This window comes from Bradyrhizobium sp. CCBAU 51753 (genome assembly GCF_015291565.1).
Taxonomy (GTDB): domain Bacteria; phylum Pseudomonadota; class Alphaproteobacteria; order Rhizobiales; family Xanthobacteraceae; genus Bradyrhizobium; species Bradyrhizobium ivorense.
The window spans coordinates 8,386,293-8,407,500 of record NZ_CP030037.1; the positions used below are offsets into that span (position 1 = coordinate 8,386,293).

The following is a 21,208-nucleotide window of genomic DNA, read 5'->3' on the forward strand; positions in this document are numbered from 1 at the left end:
GCTCGCAATGACGAGCATCGGTTGTTCAATGAGGATGATTTCTTTACCGACATCGACTAGGCCGGACACGGTTCCTCGGAAGTCCCGCCATGAACAGCTTCGACGCTGCCGTTTACCTCGGATTGCTGTTTGCGGTCGTGACCGGCTTCAACACCGGCCTGTTGCGCAGCGCGGTGACGATCCTGGCCTATCTGGTCGCAATGCCGCTGGCGGTTGCCGTGATGTCGATGGCGGGGCCGCATGTGGCGAGCCTGCCGTCGTCGCCGTTTCCGCAAAACGGCGTGTTACTGTTCGGCCTGTTTCTGGTGATCGGCGTCGTGCTCGGCAAAATGGCGCGAACCATGCTCAACGACACGATCGGCTCGGAGATCGGGATCGGCGACCGGCTCGGCGGCGCGCTGCTCGGCGCAATCAGGGTCGGGCTGGTCGTGACCACCCTCGTGCTGGTGTTCGATCAGCTGGTGCCGCTGGCCAATCAGCCGCAGTTCCTCAACGGATCGCAATTGCGGCCGCTGTTCTCGGCGGTCGGGCAAAGCGGCATCCGGTCACTGCCGCCGGAGGCCACCATGGCGATCGAGCGGCTGCGGCGCGAGCGGCGCATCTAGCGCAGAGCCTCGCCGGCATGGTTGGAGGCGGCGGAACTCCCCGTCGCAGGGGTGCGTCGTCAAATGCCGAAAAACAACCCCATGCAAAGTAGCCCGGCGGCTGCCGGCCCGCCGAGGCGACTTGACACGTCGGGCAAGTCAGCATTATTTTTCCAAAATTCCGAAATCGTGGCCGCCGCCCCCGGTGTTCCTGCCCGGCATGCACTTATGCATTGCACGTCCCTTATCGGCGGCGCCGCGCTTGGCTACAATGCGACAATCGAACGTCAGAAACCACCCGACATCTCAGGGAGTGAACCGTGGATCTTGGAATCAAAGGCCGCCGGGCCATCGTCTGCGCATCGAGCAAGGGACTGGGCCGCGCCTGCGCCATCGCGCTCGCCGATGCGGGTGTGCATGTGACGCTGACGGCGCGCGGCGCCGAGGCGCTAAAGAAAACCGCCGACGAGATCCGCAAGGCGCATCCGTCCGTCACCGTCACCGAGATCGTCGGCGACATCACGACGCCGGCCGGACGCGAGGCGGTGCTGAAGGCCTGCCCCGATCCGGACATCCTGATCAACAATGCCGGCGGTCCGCCGCCCGGCGATTTCCGCAACTGGACCCGCGACGACTGGATCAAGGCGATCGACGCCAACATGCTGACGCCGATCGAACTGATCAAGGCCACCGTCGACGGCATGATGGCGCGCAAGTTCGGCCGCATCGTCAACATCACCTCGGCCGCAGTGAAGGCGCCGATCGAGATTCTGGGCCTGTCCAACGGCGCCCGCGCCGGCCTCACCGGCTTCGTCGCCGGCCTGTCGCGCAAGACCGTGATCAACAACGTCACCATCAACGGGCTGCTGCCGGGCCCGTTCGAAACCGACCGTCTGCTCGGCACCGGCAAGGCGGAAGCCGAGAAGCGCGGCATTCCGGTCGAGCAGGTGATGGCGGAGCGCGCCAAGCTGAACCCGGCCGGCCGCTTCGGCCATCCCGATGAGTTCGGTTACGCCTGCGCATTCCTGTGCGGCGCCAAGGCCGGCTTCATCACCGGCCAGAACATTTTGCTCGATGGCGGCGCGTTCCCGGGAACGCTGTGAGAGCAGTCTGGTACGAACGAACCGGCGCGGCGCCGACGGTGCTCACCGTCGGCGAGATGCCGACGCCCGAGGCGGGGCCGGGCGAAGTTCGCATCCGCCTCGAAGCGTCAGGGGTCAATCCGGCCGATGTCGGCCGCCGCAGCGGCAACTATCGCGCGATGGAATTTCCGCGCGTGATTCCGAACAGTGACGGCGCCGGGATCATCGATCAGCTCGGCGACGGCGTGACGCGCTTTGCGGTCGGCGACCGGGTCTGGCTGTTCAACGGCCAGCGCAACGGCCGCGCCTTCGGCACTGCGGCCGAATATATCGCACTCGCGGACTATCTGGTGACGCCGCTGCCGGACGAGGTGTCGTTCGCCGCCGGCGCCACGCTCGGCATTCCCTGCATGACGGCGTGGTGCGCGCTGTTCGCGGATGGTCCAGTCGCCGGACAGACCGTGCTCGTCACCGGCGGTGCCGGCGCTGTCGGCCACTACGCGGTGCAACTGGCGAAATGGGGCGGCGCGCGCGTCATCGCGACGGTGAGCTCGCAGGTCAAGGACGTCGAGGCGCGGCTGGCCGGCGCCGACATGGTGGTCAACTATCGGACCGAGGACGTTGTCGCCAAGGTGATGGACTTCACCGGGAACCGCGGCGTCGACCGCGTGGTCGACGTCGATTTCGGCGGCAACATCGCGACCACACTGAAGCTGATGGCGATGAACTCGACGATTGCGGTCTACGCCACCAACGGCAACCGCGCGCCTGTCGTGCCGATGCGCGAATTGATGGAGAAGTGCATCACGCTGCGTTCGCTGGTGCTGTTCGCGCTGCCGCCGCCGCTGCTCGCCGCGGCGCAGGCCGATATCAGCAAATGGCTGGCGGCCGGCACCCGCGTGCACAACATCGCCGGACAGTTCGCGCTGGCCGAGACTGCCGAGGCCCATCTCGCCGTCGAGAAGGGTGACAAGATGGGCACGGTGATCGTCGACTGCGCGCGGTGATCGCTCGCCCTCTCCCCGCTCTTCCTTTCTTCAACCCTCTCCCCGTTCTCTTGTCCGCCGAAGCCCGCCTTCGGGCGAAGGCGGATGCGGGGAGAGGGTTGGGGTGAGGGGCTTCCATCCGGCGAGCACTTCGCGATTGTTGAACAGCGTGCCCTGCCCCTCACCCGGATCGCTGACGCGATCCGACCTCTCGCCGTAAAGGACGGGGAGAGGTGAAGCGGGCGGCGTTCTTCTCCCTCTCCCCGCTCTCTTGTCCGCCGAAGCCCGCCTTCGGGCGAAGGCGGATGCGGGGAGCGGGTTGGGGGAGGGGCTTCCGTCCGCGAGATGGCTAAGAGTTGAGTTTGCGGAGGCTCCCCCTCACCCGGATCGCATTCCGCTGCGCTGCATGCGATCCGACCTCTCCCCGCAAGCGGGGCGAGGTGAAGGGCACCGCCGGCCACAGTTACTGCATCGGCGTGGTGCGCTCGTCGCCCGGCTGCAGCCCGAATTCGTCGAGCCCTTCGGCGAGGAGATCGCCGAGCATCGGCTCTCCCAACAGATAGCTGGCGACGCGGCCGGTGCGGCCGCGCGCGGCCTCACGGCGGAGGTCGGCCCATTCCTCGATGGTGCCGTCGCCGCGGCCGAGCCGCATCAGCGCAACGAGATCGACCTGCTCGTCCTCGCTGAGCGCGTCAATGAAACCGGTGATCTCGCGCGCCACCGGATCCCTGCCATCGTCCTCCAGCACGTCGATCATGTCGTCATCGGCGCCGTTCGAGCCGGAATCGGGATCGACCAGCCCCTCCTTGACGTCAAATTCTCGCGCCTTCTCGATCAAGAAGCCGACCTTTTCAGCGGAGATCGTGAGTTCCGGCATTGCACACTCCTTCTGCCAACGACGCGGTAACGCAGGAGGCGCCGACTTGATCCATTGCGCTCGCGCGCAGAAACCCGCATGGTCCGGCAACAGAGCAACAAGAAACCGAGGGCACGCCGCATGCGCTGGACCGTGGGCAAGGTCAGGATCACCAAAATCGTCGAGGTCGAGACGGTCGGCAGCACCCGCTTCATCCTGCCGCTCGCCGGGCGGGAAGAGATCCTCGCTTTGCCCTGGCTGATCCCGCAATTCGCCAATGACGAGGGCCGGCTGAAAATGTCGATCCATTCGCTGCTGGTGGAAACGCCGGAGCATCGCATCATCGTCGACACCGGGCTCGGCAACGACAAGCAGGGCCGCAACGTGCCGACCTGGAACGACCGCAAGGAGCCGTTCCTGGAGCGGTTGACCGCGGCGGGTTTCGCCCCCGACAGCATCGACACCGTGCTGTGCACCCATCTGCATGTCGACCATGTCGGCTGGAACACCAGGCTGGTCGACGGCAAATGGCTACCGACCTTCGCCAATGCGCGCTATGTGTTCGGCAAGACCGAATTCGATTACTGGCGCGATCACTCTGACGATCCCGCGCATGCCGCCGTGTTCGCCGACTCGGTGAAGCCGATCGCGGATGCCGGCAAGGCCGAACTGGTGCCGAGCGATCACCGCTTGACCGAGGAGATCACGCTGATCCCGACGCCCGGCCACAGCCCGGGACACATGAGCGTCCATATCAGGTCGGGCGGCGAGGACGCGCTGCTGACCGGCGATGCCGCCCATCATCCCTGCCAGATGTACCATCTCGACTGGTCGGCGACGGTGGACAGCGATCCGCAGCAATCGGCGGCCACCCGGCGCGCGCTGTTCTCGCGCTTCGCCGACACGCCGACGCTGGTGATCGGCGGACATTTCGGCGCCGGCCACATCAAGCGCGACGGCGACGCATTCCGGTTCGTCGCGCTGCCCTGATCGAGAAATGTAGCCCGGATGAGCGAAGCGACATCCGGGGGCGGAGGTCCCGCATATCGCCGCGCTCATGCGGGCTACGCCAGCTGCACGCTGCCCGGATCGGACCGAAACAGCCTTGAAATATGGGCTGGCAGCAATGCAGCGCGCTTATGGCGGTTGAATTTCCCCGCCCGCTGTTCCATGAAGCGGGACGAGGTATGACCGATAAACAATCCTCAGGGACATCGTAGGGAGTGATCACATGAAGCTTGTTCGTTATGGCGAAAAGGGTGCGGAAAAGCCCGGTCTGATCGACAAATCCGGCCAGCTCCGCGACTTGTCGGCCCACATCAAGGACCTGACCGGCGATGCCTACACGCCGGAATCGCTGAAGAAGCTCGCTGGCCTCGATGCTGCCTCCCTCCCCGCCGTCTCCGGCAAGCCGCGCTTCGGCGCCCCCGTCACCGGCATCTCCAAATTCGTCGCGATCGGGCTCAACTATTCGGATCATGCGAAAGAGACCGGCGCGGCGATCCCGACCGAACCGATCATCTTCATGAAGGCGTCGACCTCGCTGTGCGGCCCGAACGATGCGGTTGAGAAGCCGCGCGGCTCGACCAAGCTGGACTGGGAGGTCGAGATCGCCGCGATCATCGGCACCCGCGCCAAATACGTCTCGGAAGCCGACGCGTTGAACTACGTTGCCGGCTATTGCGTCTGCAACGACGTCTCGGAGCGTCACTTCCAGGCCGAGCGCCTCGGGCAGTGGACCAAGGGCAAGTCGCACGACACCTTCGGCCCGGTCGGCCCCTGGCTCGCCACCAAGGACGAGATCGCCGACGTGCAGAACCTGTCGATGTGGCTCGACGTCAACGGCCAGCGCCGCCAGACCGGCAACACCAAGACTATGATCTTCTCGATGGCGCAGTGCATCTCGTACCTTTCGCAGTTCATGACCTTGCTGCCCGGCGACATCGTCACGACAGGCACCCCGCCCGGCGTCGGCCTCGGCATGAAGCCGCCGCAGTTCCTCAACGTCGGCGACGTCGTGACGCTCGGCATCGAGGGCCTCGGCGAGCAGCGCCAGGAAATCATCGCGGCGTGAGGTGAGGCTCCGGCCCAACCACGTCATTGCGAGCGAAGCGAAGCAATCCATCACTCCACATACGCGGAAGCATGGATTGCTTCGTCGCTTCGCTCCTCGCAATGACGGACTATTCCAACCGTATTGCTGAGGGCCCCCAATGAAACTCACCTTCTCTCCCGCCTCCCCCTTCGCCCGCAAGGTGCGCATCGCCGCGATCGAGCTTGGCCTGATCGACAAGATCGAGCTGGTGCCGGCAACCGTCGCGCCGGGTCAGGCCAATGACGAATATTCCAAGATCACGCCGCTGAAGAAGCTGCCGGTGCTGCTCCTCGACCATGGCGACGTCATTCTCGATTCCTACGTCATCGTCGAATATCTCAACGAGCTCGGCGGCGGCCGGTTGATCCCGGGCTATGGTCCGCGGCGCTGGAAGGTGAAGACCGACCACTCGCTTATCAACGGCATGCTCGATTCCATGCTGCTGTGCCGCTACGAGAAGATGGTGCGGCCGCAGGGCACACTTTGGCAGGCCTGGTATGACGACCACTGGAACCGGGCATGGACCGGCATGGCGCGGTTCGAGGACCGGCCGGACGTGCTCGACGGGCCGTTCGACATTGCGCAGATCGGCCTCACCTGCGTGCTCGGCTATGCCGACTTCCGCTTCGCCGATTGCGGCTGGCGCAAGGCCTATCCGAAGCTCGACGCCTTCTATCAGAAGATGCTGGAGCGGCCGTCGGTGAAGATCTCGGCGCCGCCGGCGGCGTAAACGCGGAATGCGGGGAGAATGACGATGCGCAATCGCTTCCCCCGCCTCCGTCTTCTCAGCGCGAGCCTCGGGCTCGCGCTGACCGTCTCTGCCACCGAAGTGCAGGCCGACAGCATGGCGTCAGAACAACGAAACCTCGCCTGCGGATCGCCCTCCTCGCTCGACGACGGCTGGGCGGTCGCGTCACCCGAGAGCGTCGGCATGGATGGTGCGCGGCTCTGTGGCATCGCCGAGCGGCTCGCGCTGCGCAGCAGTGCGGTCCATTCGGTCGTGGTCGTGCGCCACGGCAGACTGGTGTTCGAGCAATATTTCCCGGGGATCGACCAGCCCTGGGGACAGCCGGAAGCCCGCATCGACTTCACTGCGACCACCAAGCACGACATGCGCTCGGCGTCGAAGAGCGTGACATCGCTGCTGGTCGGGATCGCGATCGATCGCAAGCTGATCGCCGGCGTCGATGCATCAGTGGTGAAATTCTTCCCCGAATATCAATCGGTGAAATCAGCCGGATGGGATGCGATCACGCTGCGCCATCTGCTGACGATGTCCTCCGGCTTCAAATGGGATGAGACGCTGCCCTGGAGCGACCCGAACAATGACGAGCCGCATCTCGCGTTCGATGCCGACCCGATCGGCTACGTCCTGGGCAAGCCGATCGCAGCGCCGCCGGACGCGCTGTGGACCTATAGTGGCGGCGGCACGGATCTGCTCGGCAACATCGTCGAACGCGTCTCCGGCAAGCCGCTCGAGGCATTCGCGCGCGAAGTGCTGTTCGAGCCGCTCGGGATCACCGATCTCGAATGGAAGAGCTACAAGAACGGCAAGATCGCAGCGGCCGCCGGTCTGCGCTTGCGCCCGCGCGACGCCGCCAAGCTCGGCCAGCTCGTGCTCAATCGCGGGACGTGGAACGGGCGGCAGATCGTCTCCGAGGACTGGATCGCACAATCGATCGCGCCGCGGTTCCAGGCGGTCGGCTATTTCGGCGGCACGCTGTTCTACGGCTATCAATGGTGGGTCGGGCGCTCGCTGTCCGAGGGCAAGGAAGTGCGCTGGGTCGGCGCCTTCGGCTGGGGCGGCCAGCGCATCATCATCGTTCCCGATCTCGACCTTGTGATGATGACGACGGCAGCCCAGTACGGCCAACCCAAGGAAGGCCTTGCAGCGATGGATATCCTTGCCAACATCGTCATTGCCGCCGTGCGCGACGCGCATTGATTTCTCGAGGACCAACCATGAGCCTGAAATTTTCCGTCGGCGACCTCACCATCCATCGCATCATCGAGCAGGAGACGACGTTCCTGCCCGCGCTCGACATGTTCCCCGGCCTGGCGCCGGACGTGCTCGCGGAGCACCGGATGTGGATGAAGCAAGCGGGCGCGCTCGACGACAACGACACGCTGATCCTGGCGTTCCAGTCCTACATCGTGAAGACGCCGCACCACACCATCCTGATCGACAGCTGCATCGGCAACGACAAGCCGCGACCGAACCGGCCGAACTGGAACATGAAGACCGACGACACCTACATGCGCGGTCTTGCGGCGGCCGGCTTCTCGGTCGGCGACATCGACTATGTGATGTGCACGCATCTGCATGTCGATCATGTCGGCTGGAACACCCGGCTGGAGAACGGCCGCTGGGTGCCGACCTTCCCGAATGCGCGCTACGTGTTCGACAAGACCGAATTCGACTACTGGACCGAAACCAGCGGCAAGACGGAAGTGCCGCCGTTCCGCGACAGCGTGCTGCCGGTGGTCGAGGCCGGCAAGAGCGAGATCGTGCGCAACGATTTCGCGATCGGCGATCACACGCGCATCCTGCCGACGCCCGGCCACACGCCGGGCCACGCCGCCTTCACCTTCGGCCGCGGCAAGGACGATGCGGTGTTTTCGGGCGACCTGATGCATTCGCCGATCCAGACGCTCTATCCGGAGCTGTCGCCGAAGTTCGACGTCGACCAGGCGCAGGCCGCGAAGACGCGGCGCAGCTTCCTGGAGCGTTATTGCGACACCGACACGCTGTGCTGCACCGCGCATTTCCCCTCGCCGTCATCGGGCAGGATCAAGCGCAAGGGCAATGGCTTCGTATGCGAGATGGCGCGGTAGGCGCTTCACCTCTCCCCGCGCTTTGCGGGGAGAGGTCGGATCGCATCGCCAGATGCGATCCGGGTGAGGGGCGAGGCACGCTGCTCAACAAGTCGCGAATTGCTCGCCGGATAGAGCCCCTCACCCCGTGAAGAACGGGGAGAGGAAGAAGAGAGACCGCCCGCGTCCCTTCACCTCTCCCCGCCTGCGGGGAGAGGTCGGATCGCACGGAGCGAAGCGCAATGCGATCCGGGTGAGGGGGTACAGGTCTCTCAACTTGCACCGCCTCGCGGAGAGAGCCCCTCACCCCAACCCTCTCCCCGTGAAGAACGGGGAGAGGGAGTGGAGAGATCGTTCGCTCAATCGAACAGACTCGGCGTGTGGTTCACCACCGCGCCTTCGATCTCAAGCATCTTCAGCTTGGTCACCACGCCGCCATTGGCGGAGAAGCCGCCGGGCTTGTTGCCGGCCGCGAGCACGCGGTGGCAGGGCACGACGATCGGGCACGGATTGCGGCCGAGCGCCTGGCCGACGTCGCGCGACAGCTCGACGCCGCCGAGCTGCTTGGCAATGTCGCCATAGGTGATGGTCTTGCCCGGCGGCACCTTGCGCGCAATGTCGTAGACGCTGCGGTTGAAGTCCGGCACGCCGTCGAGATCGAGCGAAATGTCGGCGAGGTCGTTCGGCTTGCCCGCGAGCAGCTCGATCATGCCGTCGATCGCGTGCCGCACCTCGGCCGGCGGGACCGCCTCGGTGACCTCGCCATTGCGCTGCAGGATCCGCTTGCGGGTCTTTTCCTCATTGCCCATCGGCAGCTGGGTGCCGGTGATGCCGTGCTCGCCCCAGACGACGCCGCAGGCGCCGATCGCGGTGTCGAAGATTGCATAATGCTGGCCGGTCATGGCTCGCTCCAGATATTCCCTGAACTCGTTCTGGCTACACTCAAAGCCTGCTGTTGATGCGGAATCTAGGCTTGGAGAATGTTGCTATCCACCCGAATTCCGTGGGAACCTGGGCCAAATCAACAACATCTCCCGCCCCTCTGCGAGCCCCAAATGCATAGCCTTCACGTCAACGGTTTCGACATGCCCTATCTCGACGTGGGTGAAGGGCCGCCCCTGGTCTGCGTCCACGGCTCGGTCTGCGATTTCCGGATCTGGTCCGCCGTGCTCGGCCCGCTGACGCAAAAGCATCGCGTGATCGCGGTCAGCTTGCGGCACTTCTTTCCGGCACATTGGGACGGCGTCGGTGACACCTATTCGATCGCCCAGCATGTCGACGACGTGATTGCGTTCATCGAGACATTCGACACCAGGCCGGTCGACCTGATGGGGCATTCGCGTGGCGGCCACATCGCGTTCCGCGTCGCTCAGCGCCGGCCGGACCTGCTGCGCAAGCTGATCCTCGCCGAGCCCGGCGGCGAACTCGACGCGACGCTCGATCCGGATTACCAGCCGGGCCCCTCGCCGCTGGCGGCACGCATTGCCGCCTCCGCCGATCTGATCGCCAAGGGCGACATCGACGGCGGCATGCAGCTGTTCATCGACGCGCTGGAGGGCCCCGGCGCCTGGAAGCGGCTGCCGGCCGCGCCGAAGCAGGCCCTGCTCGACAACGCCATCACGCTGGTCGGCCAGACCCGCGACAAGCGTCCGCCGTTCTCCAAAGCGGATGCCGAAGCGATCAAAACGCCGGCGCTGTTCATCGGCGGCGCCAACACCAAGGGCGTGCTGCCGAAGGTGCTGCACGCACTCGCCAGCAACGTGAAGGGCGCGCGCGTCGAGATGATCCCGGGCACCACACACCCGATGTTCGAGCAGGCCCCGCGCCGATATTGCGAGATCGTGCTGGAGTTTCTCGCCGCGTAGGCGGTGCACCTCTCCCCTTGTCGGAGAGGTCGGATCGCATCGCCAGATGCGATCCGGGTGAGGGGTGCAGGACCATCCACGTCCATCACTCGCGGAGAGAACCCCTCACCCGGCGCGATGTCGCTGCGCTCGATCGCGCCACCCTCTCCCACAAGGGGAGAGGGTGCAGCGTGCGTGCGGGTGAGAACCCTCACACCTTCCACGCGCCGACCGGCTGGCGCACCGCGACGTTGAGCCGGTTCCAGACGTTGATCGCCGCGATGCCCAGCACCAGCGACGCGAGCTGCTGCTCGTTGTAATGCTTTGCAGCCTCGTTCCACACCGCATCGCTCACCGGATCCTCGCGGTCGCTGAGCCGGGTCACTGCCTCGGTCAGCGCCAGCGCGGCGCGCTCGGCGGCGGTGAAATAAGGCGCGTCACGCCAGGCGGCGACCGCGAACAGCCGCTCGTCGGTCTCGCCGGCGCGCCGGGCGAGCTTTGGGTGCATGTCGACGCAGACGCTGCAGCCGTTGATCTGGCTGGCGCGCAGATGCACCAGTTCCAGCAGCTTTTCCGGCAGCGCCTGCTTGGTGGTTTCGCTGAGCGCCTGCAGCGCCGTCATGGCGTCGGGAACAACCATCACCGGGTGTTTCATTCGGGCTTGCATCATCGATCTCCTGATCTTGCTCTTTGACGCAACCGCGCCGATCTGTTGTCACATCGGCCGGCTTTCGTTCGTCATGGCCATGACGGAGCGACCCGAGGGAATGTGACCGATGGACGAGAAAAAGTTTCTGGCAGAGCAGTTCGAGGCCAACCGGCCGCGCCTGCGGGCGGTGGCCTATCGCATGCTGGGCTCGACCGCCGAGGTCGACGACGCCGTGCAAGAAACCTGGCTGCGGCTGAGCCGCACTGAAGCCGCCGCGGTCGACAATCTCGGCGGCTGGCTGACCACGGTGATCGCCCGCATCTGCCTCGACATGCTGCGCTCGCGCAAGTCGCGCCGCGAGGAGCCGATGAGCCCTGATGTGCCGGAGCCAGCGGCAGACAGTTCCGCAGAGCGCGAGACCGAGATGGCAGACTCGGTCGGGGCCGCGCTATTGGTGGTGCTGGAAACGCTGGCGCCGGCCGAGCGGCTGGCGTTCGTGCTGCACGACATGTTCGCGGTGCCGTTCGAGGAGATTGCGCCGATCGTCGGACGCACGCCGGCCGCTGCGCGGCAGCTTGCGAGCCGGGCGCGGCGCCGCGTGCAAGGGGCGCCGCCGGCGCCGGACGCCGATTTCGGCGAGAAGCGCGCGATCGTCGAAGCCTTCCTGGCGGCCTCGCGCAACGGCGATTTCGAGGGACTGCTTGCGGTGCTCGCGCCGGACGCGGTGGTGCGCGCGGACGAGGCCGCGCAGCGGCTCGGCTCGCTGACGGAAATTCGCGGCGCCGCGGCGATTGCGGAAGCCTTCCAGGGCCGCGCGCAGGCGGCGCGGCCTGCGCTGGTCGACGGCGAACTGGGCGTTGCCGTCATCTTCGGCGGCCGGTTGCGCATCGTGCTGCGCGTCACCACCGACGGCGACCGGATTGCTGCGATCGACGCGATCGCCAATGTCTCGGACATCGAGACGCTCGATGTCGAAGTGCTCGATGCGGCTGGAGGCGGGTAGGGCGCAATGCTAGTGTCTTTCCCGCGCATATTCCGGGGAGGACACACCATGAAATATTCCGTCAGACGGCTCGCGTCGGTCAGCCTGTTTTCGTTCACCCTCGCCTCGTCCTCCGCTCTTGCCGCGGCGGATGAAAAACTGCGCGCCGCCGCCGAGCAGGCCCAGCCTGCGGTGATCGAGAGCCTGCGCGACATGGTGATGATCGAATCCGGCTCCAGCGACATCGAGGGCCTGAAGAAGATGGCCGACTACACCGAGGCGCGGCTGAAGGCGCTCGGCGCCAAGACCGAGCGGCGCAAGACCACGCGCGGCGCCGGCGCCGACATGGTGATCGGTAGCTTCGAAGGCACCGGCACCAGGAAGCTGATGCTGATCGCGCATATGGACACCGTCTACGAGCACGGCATTCTGGCCTCGCAGCCCTACAAGGTCGACGGCAACAGGATCTACGGACCCGGCATCGCTGACGACAAGGGCGGCATCGCGGTGATCCTGCATTCGCTGAAGATCCTGAACGATTCCGGCTGGCGCGACTACGCAAAGCTCACGGTGTCGTTCAACCCGGATGAAGAGGTCGGCTCGATCGGCTCCGGCGAGATCATCGCCGAGCTCGCCGACCAGCACGATGTGGTGCTGTCCTGCGAGCCGACGGTGGCGCCGCCGGTCGCCAAGAACGAGAGCCTGCTGCTCGGCGCGAGCGGCACCGCGACCGGCACGATGGACGTGAAGGGCAAGGCCTCGCATGCCGGCGCCGCGCCGCAGCTCGGCCGCAACGCGCTGCTCGAGCTCGCGCATCAATTGCTGCAGACCCAGGACGTCGCGAAATCGATCCCGGGCACGCAGCTGAACTGGACCACTGCGAAGGCCGGCACCGTGCGCAACCAGATCCCCGACCAGGCGACCGCCGGCGCCGACATCCGTCTCACCGTTCCCGACGGCGTGCAGAAGCTGCAGGCCGCGCTCGACGAGAAGATCAAGACCAAGCTGATCCCGGACACCGAGGTGACGGTGAAGGTGGTGGCGGGCCGCCCGCCCTTCGTGGCGAGTGATCGCGGCCGCGCGCTCGCCAAAGACGGGCAGGCGATCTACCGCGAGCTCGATCGCACGCTCGACATCGCCGAGATGACCGGCGGCGCCACCGACGCCGGCTATGCCGGCCGCAGCGGCAAGGCGATCGTGGTCGAAAGCTTTGGCCTCGCCGGCTGGGGCTATCACGCCCGCGACGAATACATCGACACCAACTCGATCGTGCCGCGGCTCTATCTGATGACACGGATGCTGGTGGATCTCGGCAAGCAGAAGTAACGGCTCGTCCTTCCCATTGTGCGGGCGCTGATGCTGCGGCGATCGACGTCTGGCACCGGCACCCGGGGCCACCCCTCTCCCCAGCCCTCCCCCGCAAGGGGGGAGGGAGCCCATCCGCATGAGCGTCCCTTACGAGCTCAAACTGTTCGGACGGTTTTGCTCGGGACTCGCGTGAGGTGAGCACGCCGTTCAGGCTCACTCCGCCCTTGCAGGTTGGCGAGAGCGGTGCCGCTTGCTCCGCTCGCAATTGATGTCTTGACCGCGGCTGAGGTTATGTCGGACGTGCCGTAGCTAAAATCTCCCGTATTTTCAAACAATTAAGTCACCCACCAACCGAAGCCTTGACGGCTCGTCGCGCCGGCAGTAGTTTCCATATCTGAACACGGAATTCCGTATTCCAAATTTGGATGACCGACATGATCCCGTTGGACCCGCTTCCGAACCTGATCGACCAGGTCTATGGGCGGTTGCTCGAGGCGATCATCGACCGCACGCTGCCGCCGGGCCAGCGCATCACCCAGAACGAACTCGCGGAAAAACTCGGCGTCTCGCGGCAGCCGGTGTCGCACGCGCTGCATCTGCTGCACCGGCAGGGCCTCGTCGCCGAAAGCGGCCGGCGCGGCTTCGAGGTGACGCAGCTCGATCCGCGGCGCATCCGCGAGCTCTATGAGGTGCGCGGCGCGATCGATGCGCTAGCGGCGCGGCTGGCGGCCGGGCGCGTGCAGGACGACTCCGCGGGACGCGCGGCGCTCGAGGCCGCGCTCGACGCCGGCCGCGGCATCGATGGCCGCACGCCGCTGGCGCGCCTGATCGCACTCGACGTCGACTTCCACAGCGCGATCTATCGCCTCGCCGGCAATTCCGCGATCGAGGAGATGATCGCGCCGCAATGGCCGCATATGCGCCGCTCGATGGCGACCGTGCTCGCCGAGCTCGACTATCGCGGCAGCGCCTGGACCGAACACGAAACCATCGGAGCGCATATTTTTGCGGGCAATGCCACCGCCGCCGAGGCTGCGGCGCTGGCGCATGCGCAGACCGCGGGACGGATGACCGAGGAGAAATTGAGGGCCGTCGACGTGGCGGCGTAGTTGCGTCGTTCCGGGATGGTCCGAAGGACCAGACCCGGAACCTCGAGATTCCGGGTTCGCTGCGCGCCCCGGAATGACGGAGACAACAACAAACAACAGGAGGAAAGCACCATGAAACTGACCCCGGAGCAGGTTGAATTTTTCCATCGCGAAGGCTGGCTGTTCCTGCCCGAGCTGTTCAGTCAGGAAGAGGTCGATTTCCTCGCCCGCGAGGCGGTCGCGATCTACGACGCGGACCGTCCCGAGGTGTGGCGCGAGAAGAGCGGCGCGCCGCGCACGGCGTTTGCCGCGCATCTCTACAACGAGGCGTTCGGCGTCCTCGGCGCCCATCCGCGCATGATCGACCCGATCGAACAGCTGTTCGGCGAGAAGGTCTACATGCATCAGTTCAAGATCAATGCGAAGGCGGCGTTCACCGGCGACGTCTGGCAGTGGCACCAGGATTACGGCACCTGGAAGCGCGACGACGGCATGCCGGAGCCGCGCGCGATGAACATCGCGATCTTCCTCGACGAGGTGATGCCGATCAACGGCCCGCTGATGCTGGTGCCGCAGAGCCAGACCGCCGGCGACCTCAAGGCTTCGCACGATCTGGAGACCACATCCTACCCGCTGTGGACGCTCGACGAGGAGACGGTCACGCGCCTCGTCAAGCAGGGCGGCATCGTCGCGCCGACCGGCAAGCCCGGCGGCATGCTGATGTTCCACGGCAATCTGGTGCATGGCTCGAGCGGCAACATCACGCCCTACCCGCGCAAGATCGTCTATCTGACCTTGAACGCGGTCTCGAACTACATCCGCACCCCGACGCGGCCGGACTACATCGCGCACCGCGACTTCACGCCGATCCAGACGGTCGCCGACGACGCGCTGCTGCGGCTCGCCCGTGCGCCGCGCCAGGCGGCGGAGTAGTCACTTCTGTCATTCCGGGGCGCGCGTAGCGCGAGCCCGGAATCTCGAGGTTCCGGGTTCGGTCCTGCGGACCGCCCCGGAACGACTCCCGATTGGAAATCATCATGAACCTGCATCACCTCCTGCAAACCCGCGCGGCCGCCGGCAAGCCGGTCCGCGTCGCGCTGATCGGCGCCGGAAAATTCGGCTCGATGTTCCTGTCGCAGGTGCCGCACACGCCGGGCCTCGAGGTGAGCGTCATCGTCGACCTCGACCGCGATCGCGCGCGCGAGGCCTGCCGCACAGTCGGCTGGGACGACGAGCGGATCAAGGCGACCGCGTTCACCGACGACGGCGCGCGCGCCATTGCCGGCGGCGCCTTCGATGTGGTGGTGGAAGCGACCGGCAATCCCGCGGTCGGCATTCGCCATGCCCGCGCCGCGATCGCGGCCGGCAAGCATGTCGTGATGGTCAATGTCGAGGCAGATGTGCTGGCAGGTCCCCTGCTCGCCGAGGAGGCGCGCAAGGCCGGCGTGGTTTATTCGCTCGCCTATGGCGACCAGCCGGCGCTGACCGCGGAGATGGTCGACTGGGCGCGCGCCACCGGCTTTCGCGTCGTCGCCGCCGGCAAGGGCACGAAATATCTTCCGGCCTATCACGACGTGACGCCGGAGGGCGTCTGGCAGCATTACGGGCTCACCGCCGGCGAAGCGCAGTCCGCCGGCATGAATCCGCAGATGTTCAACTCCTTCCTCGACGGCACCAAGTCCGCGATCGAGATGGCGGCGATTGCCAATGCCTGCACGCTCGACGTGCCTTCCGAGGGGCTATTGTTTCCGCCGTGCGGCGTCGACGATCTGCCGCATGTGATGCGGCCGCGCGAGGCTGGCGGCGTGCTGGAAAAATCCGGCATCGTCGAGGTGGTGTCCTCGCTGGAGCGCGACGGCCGGCCGGTGTTTCGCGATCTGCGCTGGGGCGTCTATGTGGTGCTGGAGGCGCCGAACGACTATGCCGCTGACTGCTTCAAGCAATACGGCCTCAAGACCGATTCGTCCGGCCGCTATGCGGCGATGTACAAGCCCTATCATCTGATCGGGCTCGAACTGAACATCTCGATCCTGTCGGCGGCGCTGCGCAACGAGCCGACCGGCCAGCCGCGCGGCTTTCGCGGCGACGTCGCGGCGGTGGCAAAACGCAATCTGCGCGCCGGCGAAATGCTCGACGGCGAAGGCGGCTACACGGTGTGGGGCAAGTTGATGCCGGCCACCGCCAGCCTCGCCGCCGGCGCGCTGCCGATCGGGCTCGCCCATCGCGTCAAGCTGAAGAACGACATCGCCCACGGCGCCGTGGTGCGCTGGAGCGATGTCGAGGTCGATGAGAGCAACGACACGATCAAGACAAGGAAGGCGATGGAGGCGGCGTTTTCGCGGTAACGCTCTCGCGTTGCCGGCTCTCTTCACCTCTCCCCGCTCTCTGCGGGGAGAGGTCGGATCGCATCGCAGATGCGATCCGGGTGAGGGGCGAGGCACGCTGCTCAACAATCGGCAAATGCTCGCCGGATGGAGGCCCCTCACCCCGCCCTCTCCCCGTGAAGAACGGGGAGAGGGAGACGAGAGACCTTTCACCTCTCCCCGCCCTTTGCGGGGAGAGGTCGGATCGCATCGCAAGATGCGATCCGGGTGAGGGGCGAGGCACTCTGCCCAACAAATCGCAAACTACTCGCCGGATGGAAGCCCCTCACCCCAACCCTCTCCCCGCTCTTTGCGGGGAGAGGTCGGAGCGCATCGCAGATGCGATCCGGGTGAGGGGCGAGGCACGCTGCTCAACAAATCGCAAACTGCTCGCCGGATAGAAGCCCCTCACCCCTCCCTCTCCCCGTGAAGAACGGGGAGAGGGAGACGAAAGAGGTTTCACCTCTCCCCGCTCTTTGCGGGGAGAGGTCGGAGCGCATCGCAGATGCGATCCGGGTGAGGGGCGAGGCACGCTGCTCGACAATCGGCAAACTGCTCGCCGGATGGAGGCCCCTCACCCCGCCCTCTCCCCGTGAAGAACGGGGAGAGGGAGACGAGAGAGCGAGCGTTCCAATCGCTACGGCAGCAGCCGGCTTGCCTTCGCCAGCTTGAACCATTTGCGGAACATCGCTTCGGTATCCATCATCTCGGTAAAGCCGGCCTGGTTGATCTTGACCGTCGAGACGATCGAGGGCGGCCCGGACTCGGTCTGGCCGTGGCGCATGCTGTAGTCGGCGTACTGGAACGACAGGCCAACGAACTCCTCGAGGCCGGGCGCGATCAGGTCATGCTTCCTGCGCAGCTCGTCCCACGGTGCGATCCATTTTGGATACTCTCGCGCCAGCGACAGCGGCACGTGCCGTCCCGGTTTCATCTCCAGCGCGTCCGCGATCGCGGGCCAGATGTTTTCCCAGGTGAAGACGTCGCCATTGGTGACGTTGAAGGCTTCGTTGCGCGCGGCCGCGGCCTCGCCGGACCAGGCGATCGCGCGTGCCAGCAGATCGACGTCGACCGCCTGCGCGACGCGGGCGGCGCCGCCGGGATAGTCGAGCGGCCGGCCCTGCTCGCGCAGCATTGCTGCATAGACACCGAGCGGCGGGATCAGGTCCATCGCGCCGCCCATGGCTTCGCCGATGATCAGCACCGGGCGCAGAATGCTCCAGTGCCAGGACTTGCCCTGCTGCAGGGCACGCAGAAAATTCTCCTGCGCCCAGTAAAAGTTCGGCTGCTCGTACATTTCCGAGCGGCCCTCGCGCGCCGGCACCGTGAGCGGCCGGACGTGCACGCCGTAGGCCTTGGTGCCCTGCAGCAAGGCGACGTGCTTCAGCTCCGGCGCGACGGGCTCGAGCGCGCCCATCAGATTGCGCAGCATCAGATCGTTGGTTTCGATCTGCCGCGCGTCGCGCCAGCCGTCGACCAGGTTCGGCGCTTCATAGAGCGCCGCATAGACCAGATGGGTGGCGCCGCGGAGCTCGGCCGCCACACGGCGGCAATCCTCGGCGCTGGTGAGGTCGATCGGCACGTGGCGCGCGCCGTAGAGATCGCGCGGCTTGCGCCGCGACAGCGCGATCCGCTCGCTACTTTCGTCTAGGCCGAAGTGTCGCAGAGCGGCACTGCCCACGAGGCCGGTTGCCCCGGCAACCACAACTTTCTTGTTGGCCATGTCCTTGAGCTCCCATCATGCTGGCCTGCCCTGCCCGGCAGACCGTGGCGGTCCGCCCGCCTTGGTCGTAACCTTGGCTGCCGCGCGGGCCGTAGTCTACCGGTGCCGGCATTCATTCGCGTCTATGGCGAACGCAGCGCTTGATTTCCTTCGGCAAACCGTCATCCTGCCCGCGGAACCGGACAACTCGGAATTCCGCCAACAAGAGCCCGTCGAGGGCCACCGGACACGTTCACATATCAACGTCGATTCATCGGCGAAGAAGACGACATCAAGATCGTTCCCTTGTCGAAGCATCGGCAACATTGGAGGGAATCGCATGAAGCGTCGTGAATTCTTGAAGGTAGGCGGCGTCGGCCTGGCCGCGAGTGCAGTGGCCGCGCCCGCAGTCGCACAGTCGATGCCGGAAGTGAGATGGCGGCTGGCGGCAAGCTGGCCGAAAGCGCTCGATACGCTGTATGGCGGCTGCGAGTTTTTCTGCAAGCGCGTCGCAGAGATCACCGACAACCGGTTCCAGATCCAGCCCTTCGCCGCCGGCGAGATCGTCCCCGGCCTGCAGGTGCTCGACGCCGTCTCCAACGGCACGGTCGAGATCGGCAACACCGCGCTCTACTACTACTGGGGCAAGAACCCAGCGTTCACCTTCGGCACGTCGCTGCCGTTCGGACTCAACACGCGCCAGCATATTTCCTGGCTGCAATGGGGCGGCGGCACCGACCTGCTCAACGATCTGCTCAAGGAATACAAATGCATCGGCATTCCGACCGGCTCGACCGGCGCCCAGATGGGCGGCTGGTTCCGGAAAGAAATCAAGTCGATGGCAGATTTCCAGGGCCTGAAATTCCGCGTCGGCGGCTTCGCCGGCACCATCATCTCCAAGGTCGGCGGCGTGCCGCAGCAGATCGCGGGCGGCGACATCTATCCGGCGCTGGAAAAAGGCACCATCGACGCCGCCGAGTGGGTCGGGCCGTATGACGACGAGAAGCTCGGCTTCGTGAAGGTCGCCAAGTTCTACTACTATCCGGGTTGGTGGGAAGGCACCGGCCAGGGCCACAATGTGGTGAACATGGACAAGTGGAGCGCGCTGCCGAAACACTATCAGGCGGCGATCCAGGCGGCGTCCGAGGACACCTTCACCTGGGTGACCGGCAAATACGACGCGGTCAATCCGCCGGCGCTGAAGCGATTGATCGTCGCCGGCGCGCAGCTGCGGCCGTTCCCGCAGGAAGTGCTGGAGGCCTGCTACAACGCCGCCAACGAGATCTATGCCGATCTCGCCAAGAGCAACCCGCATTTCGGCAAGATGTATTCGAGCCTGTCGGCCTATCGCAACGAATCGCTGGCCTGGATGCAGGTCGCCGAGCTCTCGTTCGACACCTTCATGATGCGGATGCGGACGCGGACCTGAGCCGCAACGCGACACCAGACGCAAAAAGGCCCCGGAGAAATTTCTCCGGGGCTATTTGTTCGAGCGAACATAGCCGCATCAGTTTCGGTGCGCTCCCTCTCCCCGTTCTTACGGGGAGAGGGTTGGGGTGAGGGGCCGCTTCCGCATACATTGCGATAGTTGGATTTCGCGGTGGCTCCCCCTCACGCGGGGCGAGGTGAAGCGATCAGTTCTCGTCGCTGCCGCCGAATTCTTCCATCAGCTTGTCGTAGCTCTTGGTGACGAGGTCGATATTGCCCTTGTTCTCGAGCGCGGGCGGCGGCGACTTCAGGGCTTCGTTGAGGTCGGCGAGCGCTTCCTTCTTGTCCTTGGCCGACATCTGCTTGTCGGCCTGGACCTGCGCGATCTGCGCCTTCAGCACCGCTTCGGGACCGACATACTTCTTGGTCTGCGGATCGAAGCCGCCGAGCACCAGCGAGATGTTGTCGACGACGCTGTTGTACTCGTCATAGCTGGCAAAGCCGTTCTTCTTGGCGATGCCCTCGAGCTGCGCGATGATCTTCGGATCCGGCTTGGCATTCTCGGCCAGCTTGGCGGTGATCGGATCCATTTCCTTGGCCGCAGCGAGCGCGCCGTCGACCTGCTTGTCGGTCAGCGCGATCTGCTTGATCGGCGGCGCCTGATCCTGCGCCGCGGGCGCGGCCTGCGCCGGCTGCTTGGCCGGCGGCGCCATCTGCTGCTGCTTGGCCTGCGCGAACGCGCCGCTGTTCGATGCCGCGGTCATCGCGACAGCAAGGCACGCGACACCAAACGCAGCAAATACGGGACGGACGATCTCACGCATGGAAGTCTCCTTGTTGGGCAGGGTTCGGTTGCCGGGCTTCTTGCGGGCAAGGGGTACGGAAATTGAAATGAATGGCCCATGAACTTTCGTCGTAGACGATGACGGCCAATCGTGGCCGAATAATCACAAACCGTTCAGGTCGACGCAGACGTAATGATGCCGCCGGTGTTGCGTTCCGTGATCGCAATCACGCACATCCGTTCAGGCAGCTCGCAGCGGCTTCGTCGCGAAATCGGTTGTGTGGCTGGGATCCCGCGGAGCGACGGCAATCGTCGGCGGCGAACGGCGGACGTACTCGCCACAAACAAAAACGCCGCCTCCAATCGGAGACGGCGTTTTGCTTTGATCATGACACGTAAAGAGGAATTCCATTGTCCTTGGCAGGCCTGGCAGCGACCTACTCTCCCAGGGCTTGAGCCATAGTACCATTGGCGCTGAGGAGTTTAACGGCCGAGTTCGGGATGGGATCGGGTTCATGCTCCTCGCTAGAACCACCAGGCCGGCGAAGGACAAAGGAAAACGAAGCAAGCGATCTTGGCTGTCTGTCTTGTGACTGACGCCACTCATACATTCTGGTCACGGGCCTTGCGGCCCTATGGACAC

The 21,208-nt window shown here is 65.4% G+C and carries 20 protein-coding genes and 1 rRNA gene; 15 read left to right on the top strand and 6 right to left on the bottom strand.

Annotated elements, in window-relative coordinates:
* The first annotated feature begins 89 nt into the window (after positions 1–89).
* From XH93_RS38580 to XH93_RS38590, 3 genes are all read left to right on the top strand, one after another.
* Positions 90–605, top strand: coding sequence for a CvpA family protein (locus XH93_RS38580; protein WP_194471451.1), 516 nt, complete (start codon positions 90–92; stop codon positions 603–605).
* 299 nt (positions 606–904) lie between these two features.
* Positions 905–1,687 carry an SDR family oxidoreductase gene (locus tag XH93_RS38585; RefSeq protein ID WP_139857888.1) on the top strand — a complete coding sequence of 261 codons (783 nt, stop codon included), beginning with the start codon at positions 905–907 and terminating at the stop codon, positions 1,685–1,687.
* The gene (locus tag XH93_RS38590) at positions 1,684–2,673 is read left to right on the top strand and encodes an NADPH:quinone reductase (protein ID WP_194471452.1); all 990 of its coding nucleotides are present in this window, start codon (positions 1,684–1,686) and stop codon (positions 2,671–2,673) included. Before XH93_RS38585 ends, XH93_RS38590 begins: the two co-directional genes overlap by 4 nt.
* Positions 2,674–3,115: 442 nt before the next feature.
* Here the strand turns inward: XH93_RS38590 and XH93_RS38595 are convergent, their stop codons facing one another.
* Complete coding sequence (locus XH93_RS38595) at positions 3,116–3,529, bottom strand: DUF3775 domain-containing protein (RefSeq protein WP_139486703.1); 414 nt, start codon at positions 3,527–3,529, stop codon at positions 3,116–3,118.
* A 120-nt stretch (positions 3,530–3,649) separates the two neighbouring features.
* Between XH93_RS38595 and XH93_RS38600 the strand changes: the two genes are divergently transcribed.
* The 5 genes from XH93_RS38600 to XH93_RS38620 all read left to right on the top strand — a co-directional run bounded on the left by XH93_RS38600 (position 3,650) and on the right by XH93_RS38620 (position 8,438).
* Positions 3,650–4,498 carry an MBL fold metallo-hydrolase gene (locus XH93_RS38600; RefSeq protein WP_194471453.1) on the top strand — a complete coding sequence of 283 codons (849 nt, stop codon included), beginning with the start codon at positions 3,650–3,652 and terminating at the stop codon, positions 4,496–4,498.
* Positions 4,499–4,739: 241 nt separating this feature from the next.
* Positions 4,740–5,582, top strand: a complete 843-nt coding sequence (locus XH93_RS38605; protein ID WP_194471454.1) for a fumarylacetoacetate hydrolase family protein — start codon at positions 4,740–4,742, stop codon at positions 5,580–5,582.
* 139 nt (positions 5,583–5,721) lie between these two features.
* Positions 5,722–6,333, top strand: coding sequence for a glutathione S-transferase family protein (locus tag XH93_RS38610; RefSeq protein WP_194471455.1), 612 nt, complete (start codon positions 5,722–5,724; stop codon positions 6,331–6,333).
* Between the two features lie 24 nt (positions 6,334–6,357).
* The gene (locus XH93_RS38615) at positions 6,358–7,548 is read left to right on the top strand and encodes a serine hydrolase (protein WP_194471456.1); all 1,191 of its coding nucleotides are present in this window, start codon (positions 6,358–6,360) and stop codon (positions 7,546–7,548) included.
* A gap of 17 nt (positions 7,549–7,565) precedes the next feature.
* Positions 7,566–8,438, top strand: a complete 873-nt coding sequence (locus XH93_RS38620; protein WP_194471457.1) for an MBL fold metallo-hydrolase — start codon at positions 7,566–7,568, stop codon at positions 8,436–8,438.
* A 338-nt stretch (positions 8,439–8,776) separates the two neighbouring features.
* Here the strand turns inward: XH93_RS38620 and XH93_RS38625 are convergent, their stop codons facing one another.
* Positions 8,777–9,319: a methylated-DNA--[protein]-cysteine S-methyltransferase gene (locus XH93_RS38625; RefSeq protein WP_194471458.1), complete on the bottom strand. Its 543-nt coding sequence runs from the start codon at positions 9,317–9,319 to the stop codon at positions 8,777–8,779.
* Between the two features lie 153 nt (positions 9,320–9,472).
* Here XH93_RS38625 and XH93_RS38630 point away from each other — a divergent pair, with 153 nt between their 5' ends.
* A complete protein-coding gene (locus XH93_RS38630; protein ID WP_194471459.1) occupies positions 9,473–10,282 on the top strand; it encodes an alpha/beta fold hydrolase in 810 nt (269 codons plus the stop codon).
* A gap of 190 nt (positions 10,283–10,472) precedes the next feature.
* Here the strand turns inward: XH93_RS38630 and XH93_RS38635 are convergent, their stop codons facing one another.
* A complete protein-coding gene (locus XH93_RS38635; RefSeq protein ID WP_194471460.1) occupies positions 10,473–10,928 on the bottom strand; it encodes a carboxymuconolactone decarboxylase family protein in 456 nt (151 codons plus the stop codon).
* Between the two features lie 109 nt (positions 10,929–11,037).
* Between XH93_RS38635 and XH93_RS38640 the strand changes: the two genes are divergently transcribed.
* The 5 genes from XH93_RS38640 to XH93_RS38660 all read left to right on the top strand — a co-directional run bounded on the left by XH93_RS38640 (position 11,038) and on the right by XH93_RS38660 (position 16,633).
* The gene (locus XH93_RS38640; protein ID WP_194471461.1) at positions 11,038–11,913 is read left to right on the top strand and encodes a sigma-70 family RNA polymerase sigma factor; all 876 of its coding nucleotides are present in this window, start codon (positions 11,038–11,040) and stop codon (positions 11,911–11,913) included.
* Between the two features lie 48 nt (positions 11,914–11,961).
* Positions 11,962–13,218 (top strand): M20/M25/M40 family metallo-hydrolase, encoded by a 1,257-nt coding sequence (locus XH93_RS38645; protein ID WP_194471462.1) that lies wholly within the window; start codon positions 11,962–11,964, stop codon positions 13,216–13,218.
* A gap of 416 nt (positions 13,219–13,634) precedes the next feature.
* Complete coding sequence (locus tag XH93_RS38650; protein ID WP_194471463.1) at positions 13,635–14,309, top strand: GntR family transcriptional regulator; 675 nt, start codon at positions 13,635–13,637, stop codon at positions 14,307–14,309.
* Positions 14,310–14,420: 111 nt separating this feature from the next.
* On the top strand, positions 14,421–15,221 hold the full coding sequence (locus XH93_RS38655; RefSeq protein ID WP_139486714.1) for a phytanoyl-CoA dioxygenase family protein: 801 nt from the start codon (positions 14,421–14,423) through the stop codon (positions 15,219–15,221).
* A 104-nt stretch (positions 15,222–15,325) separates the two neighbouring features.
* Entirely contained in the window at positions 15,326–16,633 is a 1,308-nt protein-coding gene (locus tag XH93_RS38660) for an NAD(P)H-dependent oxidoreductase (RefSeq protein ID WP_194471464.1), read from the top strand.
* A gap of 655 nt (positions 16,634–17,288) precedes the next feature.
* On the opposite strand, the gene XH93_RS38665 is transcribed toward XH93_RS38660, so the two are convergent.
* Complete coding sequence (locus XH93_RS38665) at positions 17,289–18,374, bottom strand: SDR family oxidoreductase (protein ID WP_194471465.1); 1,086 nt, start codon at positions 18,372–18,374, stop codon at positions 17,289–17,291.
* Between the two features lie 319 nt (positions 18,375–18,693).
* On the opposite strand from XH93_RS38665, the gene XH93_RS38670 reads away from it, so the two are divergent.
* Complete coding sequence (locus XH93_RS38670; protein ID WP_194471466.1) at positions 18,694–19,782, top strand: TRAP transporter substrate-binding protein; 1,089 nt, start codon at positions 18,694–18,696, stop codon at positions 19,780–19,782.
* A gap of 205 nt (positions 19,783–19,987) precedes the next feature.
* Here XH93_RS38670 and XH93_RS38675 read toward each other — a convergent pair whose 3' ends face one another.
* Positions 19,988–20,605 carry a hypothetical protein gene (locus XH93_RS38675; RefSeq protein ID WP_194471467.1) on the bottom strand — a complete coding sequence of 206 codons (618 nt, stop codon included), beginning with the start codon at positions 20,603–20,605 and terminating at the stop codon, positions 19,988–19,990.
* 384 nt (positions 20,606–20,989) lie between these two features.
* Positions 20,990–21,104, bottom strand: a 5S ribosomal RNA gene (rrf, locus tag XH93_RS38680).
* Positions 21,105–21,208 lie beyond the last annotated feature (104 nt).

Bases quoted from the DNA above. Each gene is read 5' to 3' on its own strand.
- XH93_RS38580 (WP_194471451.1), top strand. From the start codon at position 90: ATGAACAGCTTCGACGCTGCCGTTTACCTCGGATTGCTGTTTGCGGTC.
- XH93_RS38595 (WP_139486703.1), bottom strand. From the start codon at position 3,529: ATGCCGGAACTCACGATCTCCGCTGAAAAGGTCGGCTTCTTGATCGAG.
- XH93_RS38600 (WP_194471453.1), top strand. From the start codon at position 3,650: ATGCGCTGGACCGTGGGCAAGGTCAGGATCACCAAAATCGTCGAGGTC.
- XH93_RS38605 (WP_194471454.1), top strand. From the start codon at position 4,740: ATGAAGCTTGTTCGTTATGGCGAAAAGGGTGCGGAAAAGCCCGGTCTG.
- XH93_RS38610 (WP_194471455.1), top strand. From the start codon at position 5,722: ATGAAACTCACCTTCTCTCCCGCCTCCCCCTTCGCCCGCAAGGTGCGC.
- XH93_RS38615 (WP_194471456.1), top strand. From the start codon at position 6,358: ATGCGCAATCGCTTCCCCCGCCTCCGTCTTCTCAGCGCGAGCCTCGGG.
- XH93_RS38620 (WP_194471457.1), top strand. From the start codon at position 7,566: ATGAGCCTGAAATTTTCCGTCGGCGACCTCACCATCCATCGCATCATC.
- XH93_RS38625 (WP_194471458.1), bottom strand. From the start codon at position 9,319: ATGACCGGCCAGCATTATGCAATCTTCGACACCGCGATCGGCGCCTGC.
- XH93_RS38630 (WP_194471459.1), top strand. From the start codon at position 9,473: ATGCATAGCCTTCACGTCAACGGTTTCGACATGCCCTATCTCGACGTG.
- XH93_RS38635 (WP_194471460.1), bottom strand. From the start codon at position 10,928: ATGCAAGCCCGAATGAAACACCCGGTGATGGTTGTTCCCGACGCCATG.
- XH93_RS38640 (WP_194471461.1), top strand. From the start codon at position 11,038: ATGGACGAGAAAAAGTTTCTGGCAGAGCAGTTCGAGGCCAACCGGCCG.
- XH93_RS38645 (WP_194471462.1), top strand. From the start codon at position 11,962: ATGAAATATTCCGTCAGACGGCTCGCGTCGGTCAGCCTGTTTTCGTTC.
- XH93_RS38650 (WP_194471463.1), top strand. From the start codon at position 13,635: ATGATCCCGTTGGACCCGCTTCCGAACCTGATCGACCAGGTCTATGGG.
- XH93_RS38655 (WP_139486714.1), top strand. From the start codon at position 14,421: ATGAAACTGACCCCGGAGCAGGTTGAATTTTTCCATCGCGAAGGCTGG.
- XH93_RS38660 (WP_194471464.1), top strand. From the start codon at position 15,326: ATGAACCTGCATCACCTCCTGCAAACCCGCGCGGCCGCCGGCAAGCCG.
- XH93_RS38665 (WP_194471465.1), bottom strand. From the start codon at position 18,374: ATGGCCAACAAGAAAGTTGTGGTTGCCGGGGCAACCGGCCTCGTGGGC.
- XH93_RS38670 (WP_194471466.1), top strand. From the start codon at position 18,694: ATGAAGCGTCGTGAATTCTTGAAGGTAGGCGGCGTCGGCCTGGCCGCG.
- XH93_RS38675 (WP_194471467.1), bottom strand. From the start codon at position 20,605: ATGCGTGAGATCGTCCGTCCCGTATTTGCTGCGTTTGGTGTCGCGTGC.